We start from the raw sequence: 17,914 nt of genomic DNA on the forward strand, positions 1-17,914 counted from the left end.
CAGGCCGTTCCACGAGTCGCATGGGCCAGACGAAAGTAGTAACGTGACTACACCCTTCACAAGGGGGAATCATGGCCATCACGACACTATCCAGCCGTGAGCTGAACCAGGACATCGGACGCGCCAAGCGCGCCGCGAAGGACGGGCCGGTTTTCATCACGGACCGAGGCAAGCCAGCACACGTCCTCCTGAGCATCGAAGAGTACGAACGCCTCACCGCCCATCGACGCAGCCTCGTCGAGACCTTGGCGATGGAAGGGCTGTCGGACATCGAGTTCGAAGCCCCACAGTTCGACATCGTCGCTGAGAAGCTCGAGTTCCCATGATGTTCCTGCTGGACACCAACGTGCTGTCCGAGCTCCGAAAGCTGGGCGACGGCAAGGCCGCTCCGCCCGTGGTCGCGTGGCTCTCGAAGATCGATTCGAGCCGCTGCTTCATCTCCGCCCTGACGCTGATGGAGATCGAGATCGGGGTGCTGCGGGTGGAGCGACGCGACACCGTTCAGGGTGCCCTTCTGCGTGCGTGGATGGACGAGCGCGTGAAGCCCGAGTTCTCCACACGGACCCTCCCGGTGGACGCCGAGGTCGCGCTTCGCTGCGCGAATCTGCACCTACCGGACCCAAGGTCCGAACGTGACGCCCTGATCGCGGCGACTGCACTGGTCCACGGCATGACCGTCGTGACACGCAACACGACGGACTTCAGAGCCACTGGCGTCCTGCTGCACGATCCATGGCAAGCGTGACCACGCCAGGCGAGCAACTCGGTCCATTTCTCGGTGCGTGGTACGGCGCCTCCGACCGATCTGTGTACACACTCACTGGCGACCCCGCGCGGCTCCTCTGGCACACGCGGCGCCCCGGGGCGGGACAGGTGGAACAAGAGCGCACCGTCGTCGCGCTCGATGGCGGTTCACGGATGGACGCGATCGGTGGACGCTGGGCACGGGCCGAGCTGCGCGCGGGCGCGCTGACCATCACCACGGGCACGGGCGAGGATGAGCAGCAGCGCGTGAAGCACACCCTCGACAGTGACGCGTTGGTCGTCGAGCGCGCTCAGCTCGTGAATGGCGCGTGGCAGGTCGACGAGACCCGCTATCAGCGCACCGACACCAAGCAGGTGCTGCTGTACCGGCGGGACCTCGCCATGCGCAAGGGCAAGATCGCCGCGCAGTGCGCCCACGCGTCCATGGCGGTCTTCTTCGCACGGCACGCGGGGCATGTAGACGCGCTGCACGTGCCCCTGGACGGGCCCATGGCCGTCTGGTCGCACGGCCGCTTCGCCAAGGTGGTGCTGTCGGTGGAAGGCGAGGCGGAGCTGCTTCGGGCACACGACCTGGCGCTCGCGGCGGGACTGCCGACCGCCGTGATCACCGACTCGGGCCGCACCGAATTCCACGGCGTCCCGACGCGCACCGCCATGGCGCTCGGGCCGGCGGCCCGCGAGGAGATCGACCGCATCAGCGGTCCCACGGGGGCCATCGCGACGAAGCTCGCCTGACGGCTGGAAGAATCGGTGGCGCCGTGCGTCACACGCGGAATCGCCGCTGGTCACGGGGTGTCTCCTCCACACGATGTCCCCGTCGCCGTGGCCCCTGACGTCCGTGTCCGTCGATGACCTGCGCAGCAGGCTGCGAGAACACACCCTGCGCGGCGAGCGAGACGCCGCGTGGTGTGTTGCATCGGTGCTCCATCACATGGGCGTGGCGGACACTGCCGAGACGGCGCTCTTTGAGCGCGACGCCCCACGGAACCCGTTGCCGCGCCGCAAGGTCGACCGCTTCACGTGGCGGGCGGGCCTCGCGCACCCCGACGAGGACGCGCGCATCTCCGCGGTGTTCGAGCCGCTCGTCCCCGCGCTGTTCGCGTGCGTCTCCGCGTCCTATCGCGCCCACGCGCTTCGTCGTCGGGACCTGGTCGACCCGCTGACGTCGGATCTCATGCTCGGGCTCTCGTGGGGCTACGTGCTCTCGTGTCTGGAGCCGGCCATTCGTCCGAATCTCTATGTCGTGGATGCGCCGTTCGGAGTCACGGACGCGGCCAGTCGCCCGATCCCCTCCGTTGTCGTCGGCGCGCAGATCGGGCACGCACGCGGCCCGCAGTTGCTCTTCGCGCTCGCCTACCACGCGTCGTTCTACCGAACCGATGCGTTCCTGTGCACGCTCGCGGCGTCCGCCGCGGAGCTCCGTTGTCTGTTCCTGGCCGCGTTCTGCATCGCCGGGCTGCGCCCCCCCGACCCGGAGATCGGCCCGTGGGCGCGGCAGCTCGGCCCGCACATCCGCCCGGTGGATCGCGAGGCCATGGGCGACGCGGCCGCGCGCATTCTGGCCGACGGGGAACCGATCGACCTCCGCCGCTGGGCCGCTGGCGTGGACGCGTCGGCCGTGCGCGCAGGACTGCTGGTCAGTGGTGACCTCGGGGCAGCCTTGGACTGGCTGCGCAGCCGCACCCCACGTGGCCTGCGAGGCGCCTACAGGCCGCCGACGCAGCAGGTGGCCGAGCTGCTGACGTTCGCGCTCTCGCAGGAGTACCTAGAGCTGCGCGAGCAGCTGGGGGTGCGCCTTGGCGAGCCGAAGGGCGCGCCCACCCGGCCTGGGTGACCGGGTCCGGCTCGACCGTGCGGTGGATCGCACCCGAGCGGTGGTCCGAGCTCCGCGCGTAGGCTGGGCGCGTATACTCTGCTAGGACTCGCACGACATGGCGCTGCAGCATCGATTCCTGGCCGGGATGAACCGCAAGACGTGGTCGCTGAGCGCCCGCGTCGACAGCGCGGACGGGACCGAGTCGTCGCGACGCGAGCTGCCTTCCTCGCACCCCTGGCTGGCTCCGAGGGCGGGCGTGCTGGGTGCGCTGCACGCGCTCGTGGCGCGCGCGCTCCGCTTCTTCGGGTACGCCCTGCTGGCGTCCCCCGTCTTGGTCCCCGTGCACCTGGTGATCCGCCCGTTCAGCCCCGTGGCCGCCGGCTGGGCGGTGGTGGCGTTCGCGTGCTTGGCGGTCGCGTTCTTCGCCACACTGAACGCGTTCATCCTGCTGTCGGCCATCCGCTACGCGGTGTCGACGCGTGACACCCTGCGTCTTTGGTCGCGCGCAGAAACCGACGAAGCCCGCACGTTCGTGTTCAGCGACAAGGAACCCTACGCGGTGCGGGGAGAGGTGCTCAGCATCGGCGCCCCGGCCGACGGCGACGTCGTCGTGCGCGAGCTGGTGTCGCGGGCGCGCGGCGTGCGCGTCCTCGAAGCTTGTGACTTCGCGGTCTACACGGACGCCGGGGAGTACGTCGTGGTGCGCGTCGAGGACCCCCCGCTGCTCTTGGCGGACCGCGAGCCGGCGCGCGCGCTGGCGCTCCCCGAGGGGACGCGCAACAGCCTCGCCGAGCGGGGCATCCCGCAGCCCGAGCGGGAGCGCAGCCTCCACGTGTACGGCGTGCGCGTGGGCGACCGGGTGCTGGTGGTGGGCTCCACCGCCGAGCCCATCGCGCGCGTCGACCGCTTCGAGCTCGGCGGCGAGGCCCGGGGCGTGCGCGGGGCCGGGGGACGAAACGAGCCTTACCGCGGTGACCGGGGCGACTCGGCGGTGCTCCTGCGCTGCACCGAGCGCGAGCCCATGCTCATCGTGCGCGAGGGCGGTCCGTGAGCGCCACCACGGCTCCGCGTCTCGGCGCGCGCGAAGGCATCGTGTTGCGCAGCACCGCGGGATTCTTCGACGTGCTGCTCGCTTCGGGCGAGGTCGTGCGGGCTCGGCTGCGCGGTCGCCTCAAGCAGGTGCGAAAGAACACCGACCTGTGCGTCATCGGCGACCGCGTGATGGTGGTCGAGACGCGCGACGGTGGTGTCGCGGTGGAAGAGGTTCTCCCGCGGCGCACGGTGTTCTCGCGCCAACACCCGGCACGTGGCGGCCATCGCGAAGACGTGCTCATCGCCAACCTGGACGTGCTGGTGGTAGTCATGGCCTTCGAGGCTCCACCCTTCGTGCCGCGCATGATCGACCGCTACCTCGTCATCGCCGAGCACAACGGGGTCGAGGCCGTCGTGGTCGCCAACAAGCTCGATCTCCGCATCGAAGAAGAGGACTACATCGACGAGTCGCTCGCCCTGTACGAAGGGCTGGGCTACCGCACCTTCCGCACGTCGGCCGACACCGAAGACGACCCGGGCGTCGCTGCGCTGCGCGCCCACCTCGCGGGACGCGTGTCCGTCTTCAGCGGGCCGAGCGGCGCCGGCAAGAGCAGCCTGGTCAACCGCGTGGAGCCAGGCCTCGGCCTGCGCGTCGGGTCGACGAGCGAAGCGCACGGCAAGGGGCGCCACACCACGCGCGTCGCCACGCTGCATCCGCTCGCCGACGGCGGCTTCGTCGCCGACACGCCAGGCATCCGAGAACTGGCGGGGTTCGAGATCCCCGAGACCAAGCTGGCCAGCTGCTTCCGCGAGTTCCGGCCCTATCTGGGTCAGTGCGGGTTCCGGAGCTGTCGGCACCTGACGGAGCCGGGGTGCGCCATCCTCGCGGCCGTGGAGGCGGAAGAGGTCGACGGCGAGCGCTACGAGAGCTTCGCCAAGCTGCTGTTGGGCGAGGAACGCCCAGATCGGGTGGGCTGAGTGGACACGCACGAGACGCCCACCACGCCCGACGCCTTCCCGATCCCCCCCGGCCTCCCGTCGCTGGAGCGCCCGGAACGACTGCTGTGGTGGCAGGGCGCGTTGGCCATGCTCGGCATGATCCCGATGCTGATCGTGGCGAACGTGGCTGCGGCGCTCGTGTCGGTCGCCGTGGGCTCCGGCACGGAAGGGCTCGCGCAGCTGCAGGGCAACACGGAGGCACTGGTCAGCTTCCCGCTCGTCGCCGCCGGGCAGGCTGCGAACCTGATCGTCTTCGTGACCATCGCCGTGCTGGCCCCGTTCCTCGCGCGTGTCCCACACCGGACGGCGCTCGGCTTGGGTGGCGCACCCGTCAGCGTGTTCGCCCTCGGCGCCGTGGGCATCCTGGGGCTCTCACCGCTGGCCGACCGCATCGTGCGCGAGCTCACCGTGTACTTTCCAGACCAGAGCGCCCTCGAGATGATCGAGCGCGCGGTCAAGGGGCAACCGCTGTGGTCGCTCGTCCCCGTGCTCGCCGTCATCCCCGCGGTGGGCGAGGAGCTGTTGTGCCGCGGGGTGCTGCAACGCAGCCTGCGCTCCCCCTGGGTGGCGCTGCCGGTGTCGGCCGTGTTCTTCGCCGCCCTGCACATGGACCCGCTCCACATGGCCGGAGTGCTCCCGCTGGGCTTCTTCCTGGCGTGGCTCGGCCAGCGCACCAACTCCGTGTGGGTGCCGATCGCCGCGCACTTCACCAACAACCTCGCCGCCACCCTGTCCCTCTTCGCCAGCGAGAGCCTCACGCCCGAGGAGGCCGAGCTACCCCTGTACGCCATCCCGGTGGGTCTGCTGGTGACGCTCGTGTGCAGCGTCGGCATCCACTTCGTGATGCGCTGGCAAGCGAGCCCCACGCCTCCTGCACCTCCCCGCGATGCCTCGCTCGCAGAAGGGTCCCCATGACACACGTGCTGCCCGCCGAGGGCATCGACCTGCGGTTCCCCATGGACACGGGCTGTGTCGGCTGCTCGCCCACCAACCCCATCGGGATGCACCTGGTGTTCCGCCGCGAGGGCGACGCCATCACGGGTCGCTACACGGCGCCACCGCACTTCCGCGGCGGGCCCGGGGCCGTGCACGGCGGCATCCTCGCCCTGCTGCTCGACGAATACTCCTGCGCGGCGGGCTTCTTCTTGACCGGGAACGTCTGCGTCACGGGCTCGTTCGAGCTGCGCTACGAGCGCCCCGCGCACATCGGCGACGAGCTGCGCATGGAGGCCCGCATCGTCGACCGCAGCCACCCCCGCTACCTGATCATCGAGGCGACCGTCCAGCACGCGGGGGTCATCCTCGTACGCTCCGCGGGTCGCTTCTTCCCGATCGACCCGCCGTCCGACGTATCATCGCCGGCATGAGCCTGAACGACTCCGTGCCGCCCCCGGCCGCGCAGGACGCGCGCCCCTCGACGCCTCCCCCGGGAGGCTCCGCCGCCTCGCCGGGCACCGCCGAGGACATCTTCGCGCGGGGCCGGGCGCGCTTACCGCTCGTGAAGGTGGTGGGGGTCTCGCACATCGTCTTGGAGCGCCCCCTGCTCGACGACATGCGGCACTTCCTCTTGGACTTCGGGCTGCGTCGCAGCGCACAAGACCGCCACGGCGACTACTTCCGGGGCAGCTCCGGCGCACACCACCTGGTGGCCGTCCGACGCGCACCCACGCCGCGCTTCGCCGGCGTCGCGTTCGTGGCCGCCGAGCGCAGCGACCTCGACGTGCTCACGCGCGTGGCCGGCGCCAGCGGCGTCGAGCCCACCGACGAGGCGGGCGGCGGAGAGCGCGTGCGGCTGCGCAGCCCCTCGGGGCTCGAGGTGCAGGTGGTACACGGGGTGCGCGAGCTCGCGCCCCTACAGACGCGCGCCGCGCTCTCCACCAACCGCGTGCGCCAGCGCCACCGCGTGAACAGCCCGCAGCGGCGCGACCGTGGGCCCGCACAGGTGGAGCGGCTGGCCGCCGTGTCGTGGCAGACCCCAGACGTGGAGCACGACGCGGGTTGGTTCATGCAGACGTTCGGGCTCATCGCGTCCGACTACCTCGTGCTCGGCGAGCGCACGAAGCAGGCCATGGGCGCTTTCCTGCGCGTGGACCTGGGGCGCACGCCGGTCGACCACCACGCCGTCGCCCTGTTCGCGGGGCCGCGCGGTCGGCTCCTCTCCGCCAGCTTCGAGGTGCTCGACTTCGACGACATCGCGGTCGGCGGAGAGCACCTCTACGCCACGGGCGCCAAGCACGTCTGGGGTCCGGGACGCCACGAGGCGGGCAGCGCGCTGTTCGACTACTGGCGCGACCCGCACGGTGACGTGCTCGGCCACGTGTCGGACGGTGACCTGTTCAACGCAGAGATCGTCCCACGCGAGGTGCGGCTCAGCCGGTCCGCCCTGCAGCAATGGGGCCGACCGCTGCCCCCCGACTTCTTCGACGCGCAGCAGGAGAGCGGCCCCCTCCGCCAGCTGGGGGGGCTCATCACCAACGACCACGCCGCGCGCCGTTGGGCCCGCTTCGCGCGCGCGCTGCGCTGAGCGGGTCTCGCCAGGAGGAACTGCTGCACACGCTGCCATGCGGCGCGCGCACTCCGTCAACCTGGTGCGTCGCTGGATCGAGCGAGCTCGGCCTCCAAGTGCCGCCGAAAGTCGGTCAGCGCACCCTCGTAGCCGCCGAAGCGAAAGTGGGTGTTGGCGCCCGTCGCGATGCCTCGCTGGATCTGCTCGCCGAGGACGAAGTCCTCCTCCAGCGTCAGCACGGTGAACTCGTGGTTCCGCTGCATGAACTGCTTGGCCTTGGTGGCGAGCGCGGGGTCCTCCTGGCCGACCCCGACGCTGAGCACGGTGATGCGCGTGCTGTCGACCGCGAGGGGTGTCATCAGGATCAGATCGAAGTGCGACTTCTGGAGCAGCACCATCGCGTTGGGGTGCAGCGAGTAGACGATGTGCGTGTGGTCGCGGATGCGCCACCGCTCGCTCGGGATGGCGTCGAGCTCCTGCAGCGACCGCTTTGGCAGCACCTGTCGCGTGTGCGCGCCGATGCGCTCCCAGGTGGATGACGTGTCCGTGAAGAACGGCGCGATGGTGTCCTTGTGCGCGACGCTGAAGTGGTACGACTCGATGCCCCCCTCGACGATGAGCTTCCAGTTGGCGGCGACCACACGCGAGTACGACGCGTAAGCCGTGGGGCGTAGCCCGAGGACGTGCGTGAGCTCGTCGGCGCACTCCGACGGCAACGCAGGCGGCGCCGCGCCGGGCGTGGGACACACGAAGACCAGCCCGGCGCGCTCGACGCACGGGAGCTCGACCAAGCCGTGCTCCGCGGCGACCAGCGTGGGGAAGCCCTCGGGGTGACGTGCCCGTCGCAGCGCACCGTCGGTATCGTACGTCCACGCGTGATACGGGCACACGAAGCGCTCACAGCGACCGGCCGGCCGCAGCTCGACTGTCGCGCCACGATGCCGACACACGTTGAGGAAGGCGCGCAGCTGCCCGTCGGTCCCGCGGACCACGAGGGCGGGCGCGCCGAGCACGTCCGCGCGGACGAAGTCCCCAGGCCCAGCCACGTCCGTCGACAAGGCCACGACATTGAGCTCGCGCCGGAACACGCACGCCAGCTCTCGCTCGAAGCGCGCCGGGTCCGTGTAGTCCGAGACCGGGACCAGCGCTTCCTCCGCGGTCGCGGGGCGCCGCCGCTCACGCATCAGGGTCAACGACTCCCCCAGCAGCTCGATCTCCTTGTCGCGCTTCATGACGCCACCTCGTCCTCGATGCACAGCACACGCTGCATGAAGTCCTGGAGCTCCCGCACCACCCGCTGGCGCGACAACCGCCGGGGGCGCGCCAGGGCGACGCGCAGGCACTGCCCCACCCCACCCATCAGCAGCGCCCCCGCGAGCTCGGCGTCGATGTGTGCGGGCACCCGACCAAGGCGCTGGCCCCGCGCGACGTTCTTGGCGGCGCCCGCGATCAGGCGCTCGCCGCGCACGCGCTGGTGCCTCACCGCGACCGCATCGCCGAGCAGCTGCTGCTGCATCAGTGCGCCCAGCGCGTGCCCGTAGTGGAACGTCACGGACAGGCGGATGCGCTCCTTCTCGCAGAGCCACCAGTCGTCGGACACCTCGGAGAGCGTGGGCCGGTACGCGAGCGCCTCCCACTCGTCGTAGAACGAGTCGATCAGCGCGACGAGCAGGTCGCTCTTGGACGCGAAGTGCCGGTATGGCGCCCCGGCCGACACGCCCGCGCGGCTCGCCACGGCCGCGAACTCGAGCGCGCCGTCGTGCACGACCAGCTCCTCCGTGGCCGCCTGGAGGAGGCGCTCACGCGTTCGACTACCGCGCTGTGTCTGTCCTGCGGGCATGCGCGTACACATGTAAAGTGAATTCACTTTACGGTCAAGACATCGCGCGCGAGGCGGCGCGGGTCGCGCCGGGCAACGGACGTCGCGCGCCCGGCTCAGCCCGGGGCCGCAGCCACGATGGCCAGGTTCCGCGGGCTGGTACGCGCGGAGAACAAGGGCACCACTTCGGTGCGCCAGCCGCTCTCGTCGAGCAGCCGCGCCCGGTCCAGCACGATCGCCAGCTCGAGGACGCGCGCCAGCGCGTGACGGGGCAGCGCCATGCGCGCGTCCACCGCGTGGGCTCGCGCGGCCCGCGTGGACGCCGCGGCGACCTCCGCGGCGGTCGCGGGCGGGAGACCTCGCGCGGCGAGCGACAAGGCGACCACCACTTCGAGCCCCTGCCGGAGTCGATCCTTCGGGACCCCCTGCGCCTCGGCGCCGGGTTCGACGTAGAGACCTCGGGCTTCCAGCAACAGTCGCAGGGCCAGCCGTGACTCGCGCCACGCCCGCTTGTCCGCGAGGCTCCCGCTGCCCTCGAACGACACGGGCGCGAGGTTCGCGAGCCCGAGCGCGCGCTTGGGCACAGTGAAGCCCGCTGTCTTGCCCTCGGCAGAGAGCGCTCCGCGCGCGGCGGCGGCCGTCTCCTGGAAGCAGCAGCTCACGGCCAGCACGTGCGCACGCGCGTCTCTCGCGCGGCTCACCAGCGCGTCCCCGAGGTCGCCGCAGGGATGCAGCCCCACGACCAGGTCATGCGGCCGCAGCGTGAGTCCGTCTCCGTCCGAGCCGTCGGCGTGCACGAAGCGTGGCCCCTCCACACCGGCGAGGTCAATCGCGCGCGCGACACGAGCCTGGTTCCAGTCCACGCCGAGCGTCTCTTCGGGCCGCAGCGCACGGGCGAGCGCGCGGGTGAGGTGACCGTGCCCTGCGCCCAGGTCCACGACCCGCGTCACCCCCGCGAACTGGCGCTGCGCCACCCCGGCGAACGCGTCGAGCTGCACCTGCTTCCTGCGCTTGACGTGGCGTTCGAGCGTTCGAGCGCTCGGGTCGCGTCCCTCACCCCAAGGCGCAGAGACGTCCGCCGCCCCCGCGGCCAGCGCACGCAGCGAAGCAGGCGCGCATCGCTGCCCCGCGAGCCAGCCCGCCGGGTCGTGCTCGGCCTCGTGCACCTGCTCGTCCGAGAGCGACAGGAGCCAGTCCGCCCAGCCACGTCGTTGGGCCCACGCAGGATGAGACCCCCCGGCGGGGCGCTCGACCACGACGTCCTCGGTCTCCCGAAGGAGGCCGAGGACCCGTGGAAACACCGCAGCGATGTCCGGCCTGACCGACACGTGCCCTGCATGACACGGCACCTGCCGAAGAGCAGCCAGGACGCTCCGCTACATCAACTCGCGGCCCGCGCAGGCGCTTCTGCCGCGCGCCACCGCCGGAACCACGCGTCACCCGAGTCGAAGCCCGCGCGCAGGATGTGCTGGATGCGCTCCTGCGACATGTGGAACTCGGTCGTCCCGTAGCCCTTCACGGGCAAGCGGCACACCAGCGCTTCGTGCAGACGCGCCTCGTCGAGGTCGCCCGCCGACATCATCGCGTTCACGACGCGCTCGAGCCGCCCGACGACCTTCCCGTGGGTGTCCTCGACCCCGAGGTGATCCGCGAGCGAGATGCCCTCCGGGGCGCCGCCGGGCGTGAGGGTGTCGTCCAGGTAGAGCCCCACCACGTCGTCCTCGGGCGTGGGGGGATCCCCCATGACCTCCTGCACCCAGTCGTCGTCCGAGATGAGCAGGCGCAGCGCGAAGTTGGAGACCACGCCGCCGTCCACGAACGTGTGACCGCTCAGGTCCTCGCCGAGGTAGCGCCCCCACGCGGGGAGCCAGACCACCTCGGGCCAGAAGAACGGGATGCTCATCGACATCCGCACGCCCCACAGCACCGGGCAGTCCGGCGTCGTGTGGTGGTTGAGGACGCGCATGGCGGTCGCCGCGGTGTCGGTGACCACCAGCGACAGCGACCGCCCCGTCCGCTCGTAGAGCTGTGCGAACGTGAGGGAGCTGGCGTTGCGTCCCCCCGCGTCCATCTGCTCCGCCATCCAGCGCACGAAGCCGCGGGCCGAGAAGAGCCCGCCGCGCTCGACCAGCGAGAACACGCTCGGAAAGAAGTGCAGCTTCAGGAGGCCCCGCATGACCGCGACGTCCACGCGGGACTCGATGGTCTCGGGGACGAGCGGCAGGTCCAACGCGTGCAGCGCTCCCCCCATGCTGCTGTGGAGCAGCTCCTCCCGGGAGAACGGGTCGGGCGTCGCGATGAACTCGGTCATGCGCGACTGTCCTTGCGCGTTCTGCTCCAGGCTGAGCCGCATCAAGCTCGGGCCGTCGTAGCCGAGCGCCCCGAGCGTGGCCGTGATGGCCCCGGCCGAGGTCCCGACGAGCCTCCCGAAGGTGCACCCCCGGGCCTCGAGCGCGGCGACCGCGCCGTTCAGCGCCAAGCCCTTGGCGCCGCCCCCTTCGAACACGATGTCGACGTTCATGGTGGTGGTCTCCGTGCGAGGGTCAGATGTTGATGCTCGCGGCGATGTTGGCCGGGAGCAGGTACGTGTACTCCGGCAGCCCTCGGTCGCGGAGCTGCTGGTTGCGCTGCGCGATGATCTTGCCGATCTCGGCGAGCTCTGCCTGGAAGGCCTGGTGCACCTCGGGGTGCGCTGCCCCCACCGCGTCGAAGCCGAGCAGCGTGGCCTCGGACGGCGTGGACAGGAGCCACGAGAACATGCCCTGGAACAGCGCGACCTGGCTCGGGGGCATGGCCTCGAGCAGGAACGACGCGTCGATGTCGTCCGTGCCTTCCGGCATGGGCTTGTACATGGACGCCGCGCGGTTCAGGGGCGTGGCCGTGTAGGGGTACTGGGGGTAGTTCAGCGTCGAGTGCATCGCGCTGGCGGTCCACACGATCACGCGCAGGCAGTCGGCCAGCAGCTGCCGTGTGCCGATGGCGTGGGGGAAGCCCTTGATGTATGCGCCGTCGGGTCGTGAGCTCTCGGCGGCCCACGCCTGGATGGCCGGGTCGGCCGCGACGGCCGCGTCGTTCGCGTAGAGCGCCGATACCGTGCCCAGCGTGTAGCGCCCGAGCGCATCCCAGATACGGTAGCCGTCGTCGCGGAAGAGGTAGCCCGAGAGGCCGTCCGCCTCGCCCCGGTCGAAGCCTCGGGCGAGCAGCTGCTCCGGGAAGCTCATCCCGAAGAAGTCGTACTCCTTCCACGCGCGCGACACGATCTCGACGCCCTGCGCGGTGCCGAGCGCGAAGGTGTTGTCGGTGATGGCGTCGGTCTGGGCGACGAGCGTCTGGCGCGCGAGGAAGTTGATGCCCAGCGTGTCGACGAAGTGCGGGGCCAGGAACGCTCCGAGAGGGTGGCCCGGCTGGATGAGCTGGTTGTGCGCCGCCACCGCCATGGGCTCCACGCCCAGGTGCGCCAGCCCCAGGTGCCAGATGAACTGGTGCACCTGGTTGTCGGCGCAGGCGACGTGCATCTTGGCCAGCAGGTAGCGGTTGGGCGCCTTGGAACCGGGCGTGTAGACCGGCCCCCCCTCGCGATCGAGCTGGATGCCGAGGATGTTGAGCCGGCTCTCGCCCCCGTCGAGCAGCTCCTTGTAGACCAGCAGGATGGGCGCGTAGAAGAACATCGGCGCCTTCTGCTCGAGCCCCAGCAGGTCGCGGTAGTCCACCATGAACAGGCGCTTGTCTGCGATGAGCTCCTCTACCCCCTTCCCTTGCGCGGCCAGCGACCGCAGCGCGTCGGGGACGGCGGCCTTGTCCTCGACGCGCGTGATGAGCATGGGGTTCAGGCCCTGCACCAGCTGACGGCAGAGCTCGGCGTCGTCCTGCCAGTGGGCGAGCGTGTACTCGGGCGGCTGGATGAAGTCACCGAAGAAGGCGTCGTACTTCGCGAGGGAGGCGGGGTCTGCGGCGGCGAGGCGCGCCGGTGTCCCAATCTGGGAGAACGCATACTCGAGCAGCCGCTCCACCATCGCGGCGGTCTTCTTGGGCGAGAGGGCCTGGCTGCGGGGCAAGCCCTTCACCATCCGCGGCATCGGGTCGATGGGGTAGGTGTCGTACTCCCAGCGCGCGGTCTCGGGCGTCAACATGTTGCCCACGATGGCCATCACCTTGGCCTTGGCCGCGTCGACGATGGACGCCATGTGCTCCAGCGCGTCCACGTGAGCCTGCGACGCGGTGGGCCCGAGCCGCGACTCCCCATCGCTCAGCTGCAGCGTGAGCTGCACGGCGAGCGTCGCGTTCGCGCTGCCCTCGACGGGTAGCGAGAGGGACTTCGGGACGCCGTCCTCGAGCGTGTGGAGGTCGACCGTGGCGTGCCCGACCAGCAGGTCGTGACCGAGCCTGCTCTCGAACACGCTGAACCCCAGGCTACCCTCCTTGTCGAGGACGTCCAGCGTCACCGTCTTGCCGAAGATTGGCGAATGACTGGCGTGCACGGGCGTCACGTTCTGGTGCTGCGCGCCGTTGAGCTCGACCATGACGTACGGGCTCGGAGGAATGAACCTCTCGATGATTCCGTCACCCGATGAAGGCAGATTGGATGCCGCTTCGACCTTGACATGCACCTTCCCGAGAGATGGATTGAAGTAACGATCGAGTGCCTCGATTCCGCTCTGATAGCCGGGAGCCTGGACCTGCTTGATCATCCCGATCACCATGCGGCCGGCGTCCACCCAGGCGCGCCACGTCACCTCGGTGACCGCCTCGGACACGGCGCGCATGGAGACGATGGTCGCGATGCCGTTCAGCGTCGGGACCGAGGGCGCCACCATCACCAAGTCGTAGCGCAGGCTGTGGTTCTCGTCGTCGCGCTCGACGAGTCGCTCTTGATAGACGTTCTTGTCGGGCAGCGTCTGGAAGTTCCGGATGGCGCCGATCTCGTCCTTGCCCGGCGGTAGCAGCTTCATGAATCCGTAGATGTGCCACCATTTGTCCATCTCCCCAAACGGACGGTAGAGCTCCCATACCTTGTCAATCGACGCGCTTACATTTCCAATAACCTGCACCGTAGGCGCGACGATCGTATCGATCGTTCCCATGTTCTTCCCCCATTGTTCTTCGCTCCTATGAGCGATGTAAGAACGTGTTTAGAACACGAATCCACCTGACGGCAATAGGCAAACCCGCCCACTCGATTTGAGGATGTCACCCGCATCGGACGCGCCCGTGGCCTGAACACGGATAGAGAAATCCCCGACGGGAGCTCGCGCCGGCGGGCCGCCGAGCGCGGTCCGTCTGCCCCGGGAAGAGGCACGACGTGCCACGTCGGCCGCGACAAGAGATCGGGTAGGACCGTCGCTCTCGAGCGTATACTGGGGGGCCATGGACACCCCCGACCTGGAGAGCATCTTGGCGCGCCGCGACCTGGCGGGCGCCGAGGCGGCGCGCGCGCACGTCGGCCCCCACTCTGTGTTCCTCTCGAACCACTACTGGCGTACCCAGGACTGGGTGGAGCGCTCCCTGGTCGTCCACATGGTGCAGGACCAGCGCGGTCCGCACCTGCGCAGCCTGTTCAACGACTTCCTGTGCGCCCCCGAGCCCGCGTCCGAGTACAGCGAGCACGTCGCGCTGGCCAAGGCCGTGTGCCTCGCCCAGCTGCGCGGCGATCCCTCCCTCGTGGCTCACTACCAGGATGACCGGGAGGCGCTCCGCCGAGATGTCGAAGCGGAGGTCGGCGGCACCCCCGCGCCCACCCCTGTCCCCGAGCTGCTGGGCGCTCCAACGCCAGTGGCCCCGCCCGCCCCCGCCGCGCTCGCCGCGCTCGACAGCCCGCGCAGGAGCAGCTCCGGACCTGCGCAGCCACCTGACCCGAGCACGCAGCGCCTGCCCGTCGTGCTGGGTGCGCTGGTGCTGCTGATGATCATCGTGGCGCTGGTCGTCGCGCTGCAGCCGGGTTGGGCCAGCACGCAGGGGCCATGACACGTGGCAAACCTCTCGCGTGCGTGCGATCGTCCAGGGGATGACCACCGACATCAAGCGGCACGAGGAGCTGGCCCAGCTGCTGGACGCCATCGTCCAGAGCTATGACGGCCCCGAGGAGATCAACAACCTCGACAGCGCTGCGCTCCCCAACGAACGCAAGGTGATCGAGGCCTACGAGCACCTGAAACCCATCATCTACATGGGCTTCTACTCCAAGCGCTCGCTCAACCGGGGCAACCTGCGCTACGCGGTCAGCGAGCACCTCTACCCAGCGTGCGAGATCCTCGTCGAGCAGATCGGCCGGGCCTGCACCTACGAGCATCGCGTGGGCCGTTGCCCGGGCAAGCCACCCAGCTGGGGCGAGGAGGCAACGCTGCGGCTGGTCCAGCGCATCCCCATGCTCCGCGCGCGCCTCAACGGCGACGTGCTGGCGGCCTATCAGGGAGATCCGGCCGCACCCAGCGTGGAGGAGGTGGTCTTCAGCTACCCCAGCATCGAGGCCATCACCGCCTATCGCATCGCGCACGAGCTACACATCGCGGGGGTGCCGCTCTTGCCGCGCATCATCACGGAGTACGCGCACTCGCTGACCGGCATGGACATCCACCCGGGTGCAGTGGTCGGCGAGCGCTTCTTCGTGGACCACGGCACGGGTGTCGTCATCGGCGCGACGTGCGTCATCGGCGACGACGTGAAGCTCTACCAAGGCGTCACGCTGGGCGCTCTGAGCCTCCCGCGCGGAGGCGCCACCGACACGGGCGGGCAACGGCACCCCACCCTGGAGGACGGGGTCACGGTGTACGCGGGGGCGAGCATCCTGGGCGGCGACACGGTCATCGGGAAGGGCTCGGTCATCGGCGGGAACGTGTGGCTCACCCGCTCCGTCCCGCCCGGCTCCAAGATCTTCGGGAGGGCACGCGATGAGTGAGACCCACTCCGACGTGGCGCGGGCGCTGTTCGCAGCCATCGCGGCAGGGGACGTCGCCGCGGTGGACGCCCTCTATCACGACGACGCGGTGGTCTTCATGAACACCACCGGCGCCACGCTCGAGAAGCGCAAGATGCTGGGCGTCATCCGCTTCCTCAGCACGCAGGTGAGCCAGCTGCGCTACGAGGACGTGCGCCTGCAGCCCACACCGACCGGCTTCGTGCAGCAGCACGTGCTGGCGTGTCGCGCTCCAGGGGGCGAGGAAGTGCGCGCGCACGCCTGCCTGGTGGCCGTCGTGGAGGACGGGCGCATCCGACGCCTGGACGAGTACCTGGACGCCGCCGCCATCGCCCCGCTGACCACCCCGCGCTGACCTCGCGCGAAACGGCGCTGAACGGCACTGACCCCCGGGGAGGAGCCTGAACCGCTCGCGCACGCCCCCCGTCACGGGCGTGGTGTGGGAGGTGCGCATCGGCGGGTGACCGGCCGACGGTCTCATGTATACTCCGTACACAATGACGACCCGCGGCAGACTCTCACGGGAGCGCATCTTGGAGGATGCGCTCCGCATCGTGGACACCGAAGGCCTGCAAGGGCTGACGATTCGGCGTCTGGCGCAGGAGCTCGACGTCACGCCCATGGCCGTGTACCGGCACTTCAAGAACAAGAGCGACATCCTGGACGGCTTGATCGAGCTCGTCATCGCGGAGGGCGGCGCCACCGAGCACGACACGGAGGGCTGGCAGGCCTGGATCGAGGTCACGTTCATGCGCATGCGCGCGTCCCTGCTGCAGCACCCGGGTGTGCTGCCGCTGATGGGCAGCAGCGCGAGCTACGGGCTGCAGTCGCTGCGCATCATCGAGAAGCTGCTGGGCGCCCTGCGCGGCGCGGGCCTCGACGGTGACGCCGTCGCCCGCATGCTGCACGTGCTGGTGAGCTACACGCTCGGCGCGGTGGCCATCGAGATCGCGGCGCGCGAGCAGCAGCAGAGCCTCGAGGGCGGCACCCAGCTGGAGTCGCAGCGCAAGCTGCGGGAGCGCTTCGAGGGCGCGGACATCACCGAGTTCCCCAACCTGGTGGCGCTGGCCCCCAAGCTGTCGCGCTTCGTCGAAGAGGCCGAGTTCGAGCTGGGGCTGCGCCAGATCATCCACTCGTTCACGCCCTGATGCGGGCGCCCCGAGAGCACGCCATGACCGACGACAACACCCCCGAGAGCGCGGCCGAGCCCTGCCTGCTGACCCACGACGAAGGGCGCGTGCGCGTCCTCACCCTGAACCGCCCCCGCGCCCTCAACGCCTTCAACCAGGAGCTTTACCTGGCCCTGGCGGAGGCCCTGCGCGCCACCGACGCGGACCCGCAGGTGCGCGTGGCCGTGCTGACCGGAGCGGGCGACGCGTTCACCGCGGGACAGGACCTGAGCGAGATGGCGAGCATGGCCAACGCCAAGGGCGTCATCGGCTTCGAGGTGCTGCTGGACACGCTCGCCGAGTTCGGCAAGCCCCTCTTGGCGGCGGTCAACGGCGTAGGGCTGGGACTGGGCCTGACCATCCTGCTTCACACGGACATCAACTTCATGGCGGACGAGGCCAAGCTGAAGTGCCCGTTCGTGACCCTGGGCGTCGTCCCGGAGGCCGGCAGCAGCTTCCTCCTGCCGCACGTCATGGGCTATCAGCGCACGGCCGAGTACCTCTTCAGCGCGCGCTACATGAGCGCCGAAGAGGCCCGCGAGGCAGGGCTCGTGCTGGAGACGCTGCCGCGCGCGCAGCTGATGCCCCGCGTGCTGGAGGTGGCCGAGACGATCGCCAAGCAGCCGCCCGCAGCCGTGCGCGAGACCAAGCGCCTGATGCGGCACGCCACGCGCGACGAAGCCCGGGCGGCGCGTGCGCGTGAGGCGGAGGAGTTCAAGGCGCGCATGGTGTCGCCGGAGTTCCGAGAGGCCATGCTGGCGTTCAAGGAGAAGCGCGCGCCGAACTTCGACTGAGGGGCCGCGTCAGCGCGTGCGCGGCCTTGACTGTGCCGCACAATTGGGTCAAATGTCCTACACAGCACGCGCCGTAGGAGCAGAAGCGACAGGCTTCGTCGACG

At 70.1% G+C, this 17,914-nt stretch carries 19 protein-coding genes; 14 read left to right on the forward strand and 5 right to left on the reverse strand.

Annotation, left to right across the window (positions count from 1 at the left end; all coding sequences use genetic code 11):
• Positions 1–71: 71 nt before the first annotated feature.
• The 9 genes from H6726_23380 to H6726_23420 all read left to right on the forward strand — a co-directional run bounded on the left by H6726_23380 (position 72) and on the right by H6726_23420 (position 7,136).
• Positions 72–326 (forward strand): type II toxin-antitoxin system Phd/YefM family antitoxin, encoded by a 255-nt coding sequence (locus tag H6726_23380; GenBank protein ID MCB9660607.1) that lies wholly within the window; start codon positions 72–74, stop codon positions 324–326.
• Entirely contained in the window at positions 323–745 is a 423-nt protein-coding gene (locus H6726_23385) for a type II toxin-antitoxin system VapC family toxin (protein MCB9660608.1), read from the forward strand. The genes H6726_23380 and H6726_23385 overlap by 4 nt, the downstream gene beginning before the upstream one ends.
• Positions 746–807: 62 nt before the next feature.
• Positions 808–1,500: a peptidyl-tRNA hydrolase gene (locus tag H6726_23390; protein MCB9660609.1), complete on the forward strand. Its 693-nt coding sequence runs from the start codon at positions 808–810 to the stop codon at positions 1,498–1,500.
• Positions 1,501–1,573: 73 nt separating this feature from the next.
• Entirely contained in the window at positions 1,574–2,599 is a 1,026-nt protein-coding gene (locus H6726_23395; GenBank protein MCB9660610.1) for a hypothetical protein, read from the forward strand.
• 97 nt (positions 2,600–2,696) lie between these two features.
• Complete coding sequence (locus tag H6726_23400; protein MCB9660611.1) at positions 2,697–3,632, forward strand: hypothetical protein; 936 nt, start codon at positions 2,697–2,699, stop codon at positions 3,630–3,632.
• Positions 3,633–3,673: 41 nt separating this feature from the next.
• Positions 3,674–4,591 carry a ribosome small subunit-dependent GTPase A gene (rsgA, locus tag H6726_23405; protein ID MCB9660612.1) on the forward strand — a complete coding sequence of 306 codons (918 nt, stop codon included), beginning with the start codon at positions 3,674–3,676 and terminating at the stop codon, positions 4,589–4,591.
• On the forward strand, positions 4,592–5,527 hold the full coding sequence (locus H6726_23410) for a CPBP family intramembrane metalloprotease (protein MCB9660613.1): 936 nt from the start codon (positions 4,592–4,594) through the stop codon (positions 5,525–5,527). It begins immediately after the preceding gene.
• Positions 5,524–5,979, forward strand: coding sequence for a PaaI family thioesterase (locus tag H6726_23415; GenBank protein ID MCB9660614.1), 456 nt, complete (start codon positions 5,524–5,526; stop codon positions 5,977–5,979). The genes H6726_23410 and H6726_23415 overlap by 4 nt, the downstream gene beginning before the upstream one ends.
• On the forward strand, positions 5,976–7,136 hold the full coding sequence (locus tag H6726_23420) for a 2,3-dihydroxybiphenyl 1,2-dioxygenase (GenBank protein MCB9660615.1): 1,161 nt from the start codon (positions 5,976–5,978) through the stop codon (positions 7,134–7,136). Before H6726_23415 ends, H6726_23420 begins: the two co-directional genes overlap by 4 nt.
• A 56-nt stretch (positions 7,137–7,192) precedes the next feature.
• On the opposite strand, the gene H6726_23425 is transcribed toward H6726_23420, so the two are convergent.
• The 5 genes from H6726_23425 to H6726_23445 form a co-directional block, all read right to left on the reverse strand.
• Entirely contained in the window at positions 7,193–8,350 is a 1,158-nt protein-coding gene (locus H6726_23425; GenBank protein MCB9660616.1) for an aromatic ring-hydroxylating dioxygenase subunit alpha, read from the reverse strand.
• Complete coding sequence (locus H6726_23430; GenBank protein ID MCB9660617.1) at positions 8,347–8,958, reverse strand: TetR/AcrR family transcriptional regulator; 612 nt, start codon at positions 8,956–8,958, stop codon at positions 8,347–8,349. Before H6726_23430 ends, H6726_23425 begins: the two co-directional genes overlap by 4 nt.
• A gap of 95 nt (positions 8,959–9,053) precedes the next feature.
• Positions 9,054–10,265: a methyltransferase gene (locus H6726_23435; protein MCB9660618.1), complete on the reverse strand. Its 1,212-nt coding sequence runs from the start codon at positions 10,263–10,265 to the stop codon at positions 9,054–9,056.
• A gap of 53 nt (positions 10,266–10,318) precedes the next feature.
• Positions 10,319–11,458 (reverse strand): patatin-like phospholipase family protein, encoded by a 1,140-nt coding sequence (locus H6726_23440; protein ID MCB9660619.1) that lies wholly within the window; start codon positions 11,456–11,458, stop codon positions 10,319–10,321.
• 22 nt (positions 11,459–11,480) lie between these two features.
• Complete coding sequence (locus tag H6726_23445; protein MCB9660620.1) at positions 11,481–13,985, reverse strand: SRPBCC family protein; 2,505 nt, start codon at positions 13,983–13,985, stop codon at positions 11,481–11,483.
• Between the two features lie 316 nt (positions 13,986–14,301).
• On the opposite strand from H6726_23445, the gene H6726_23450 reads away from it, so the two are divergent.
• The 5 genes from H6726_23450 to H6726_23470 all read left to right on the forward strand — a co-directional run bounded on the left by H6726_23450 (position 14,302) and on the right by H6726_23470 (position 17,810).
• Positions 14,302–14,898 carry a hypothetical protein gene (locus tag H6726_23450; protein ID MCB9660621.1) on the forward strand — a complete coding sequence of 199 codons (597 nt, stop codon included), beginning with the start codon at positions 14,302–14,304 and terminating at the stop codon, positions 14,896–14,898.
• A 40-nt stretch (positions 14,899–14,938) separates the two neighbouring features.
• Positions 14,939–15,829, forward strand: coding sequence for a serine acetyltransferase (locus tag H6726_23455; protein ID MCB9660622.1), 891 nt, complete (start codon positions 14,939–14,941; stop codon positions 15,827–15,829).
• Positions 15,822–16,202 carry a nuclear transport factor 2 family protein gene (locus H6726_23460; protein ID MCB9660623.1) on the forward strand — a complete coding sequence of 127 codons (381 nt, stop codon included), beginning with the start codon at positions 15,822–15,824 and terminating at the stop codon, positions 16,200–16,202. Before H6726_23455 ends, H6726_23460 begins: the two co-directional genes overlap by 8 nt.
• Positions 16,203–16,344: 142 nt before the next feature.
• Positions 16,345–16,995, forward strand: coding sequence for a TetR/AcrR family transcriptional regulator C-terminal domain-containing protein (locus H6726_23465; GenBank protein ID MCB9660624.1), 651 nt, complete (start codon positions 16,345–16,347; stop codon positions 16,993–16,995).
• Positions 16,996–17,018: 23 nt separating this feature from the next.
• Complete coding sequence (locus H6726_23470) at positions 17,019–17,810, forward strand: enoyl-CoA hydratase/isomerase family protein (GenBank protein MCB9660625.1); 792 nt, start codon at positions 17,019–17,021, stop codon at positions 17,808–17,810.
• Positions 17,811–17,914 lie beyond the last annotated feature (104 nt).

The sequence above is a fragment of the Sandaracinaceae bacterium genome, assembly GCA_020633055.1.
Classification (GTDB): Bacteria; Myxococcota_A; Polyangia; order Polyangiales; family Houyiibacteriaceae; genus JADJJE01.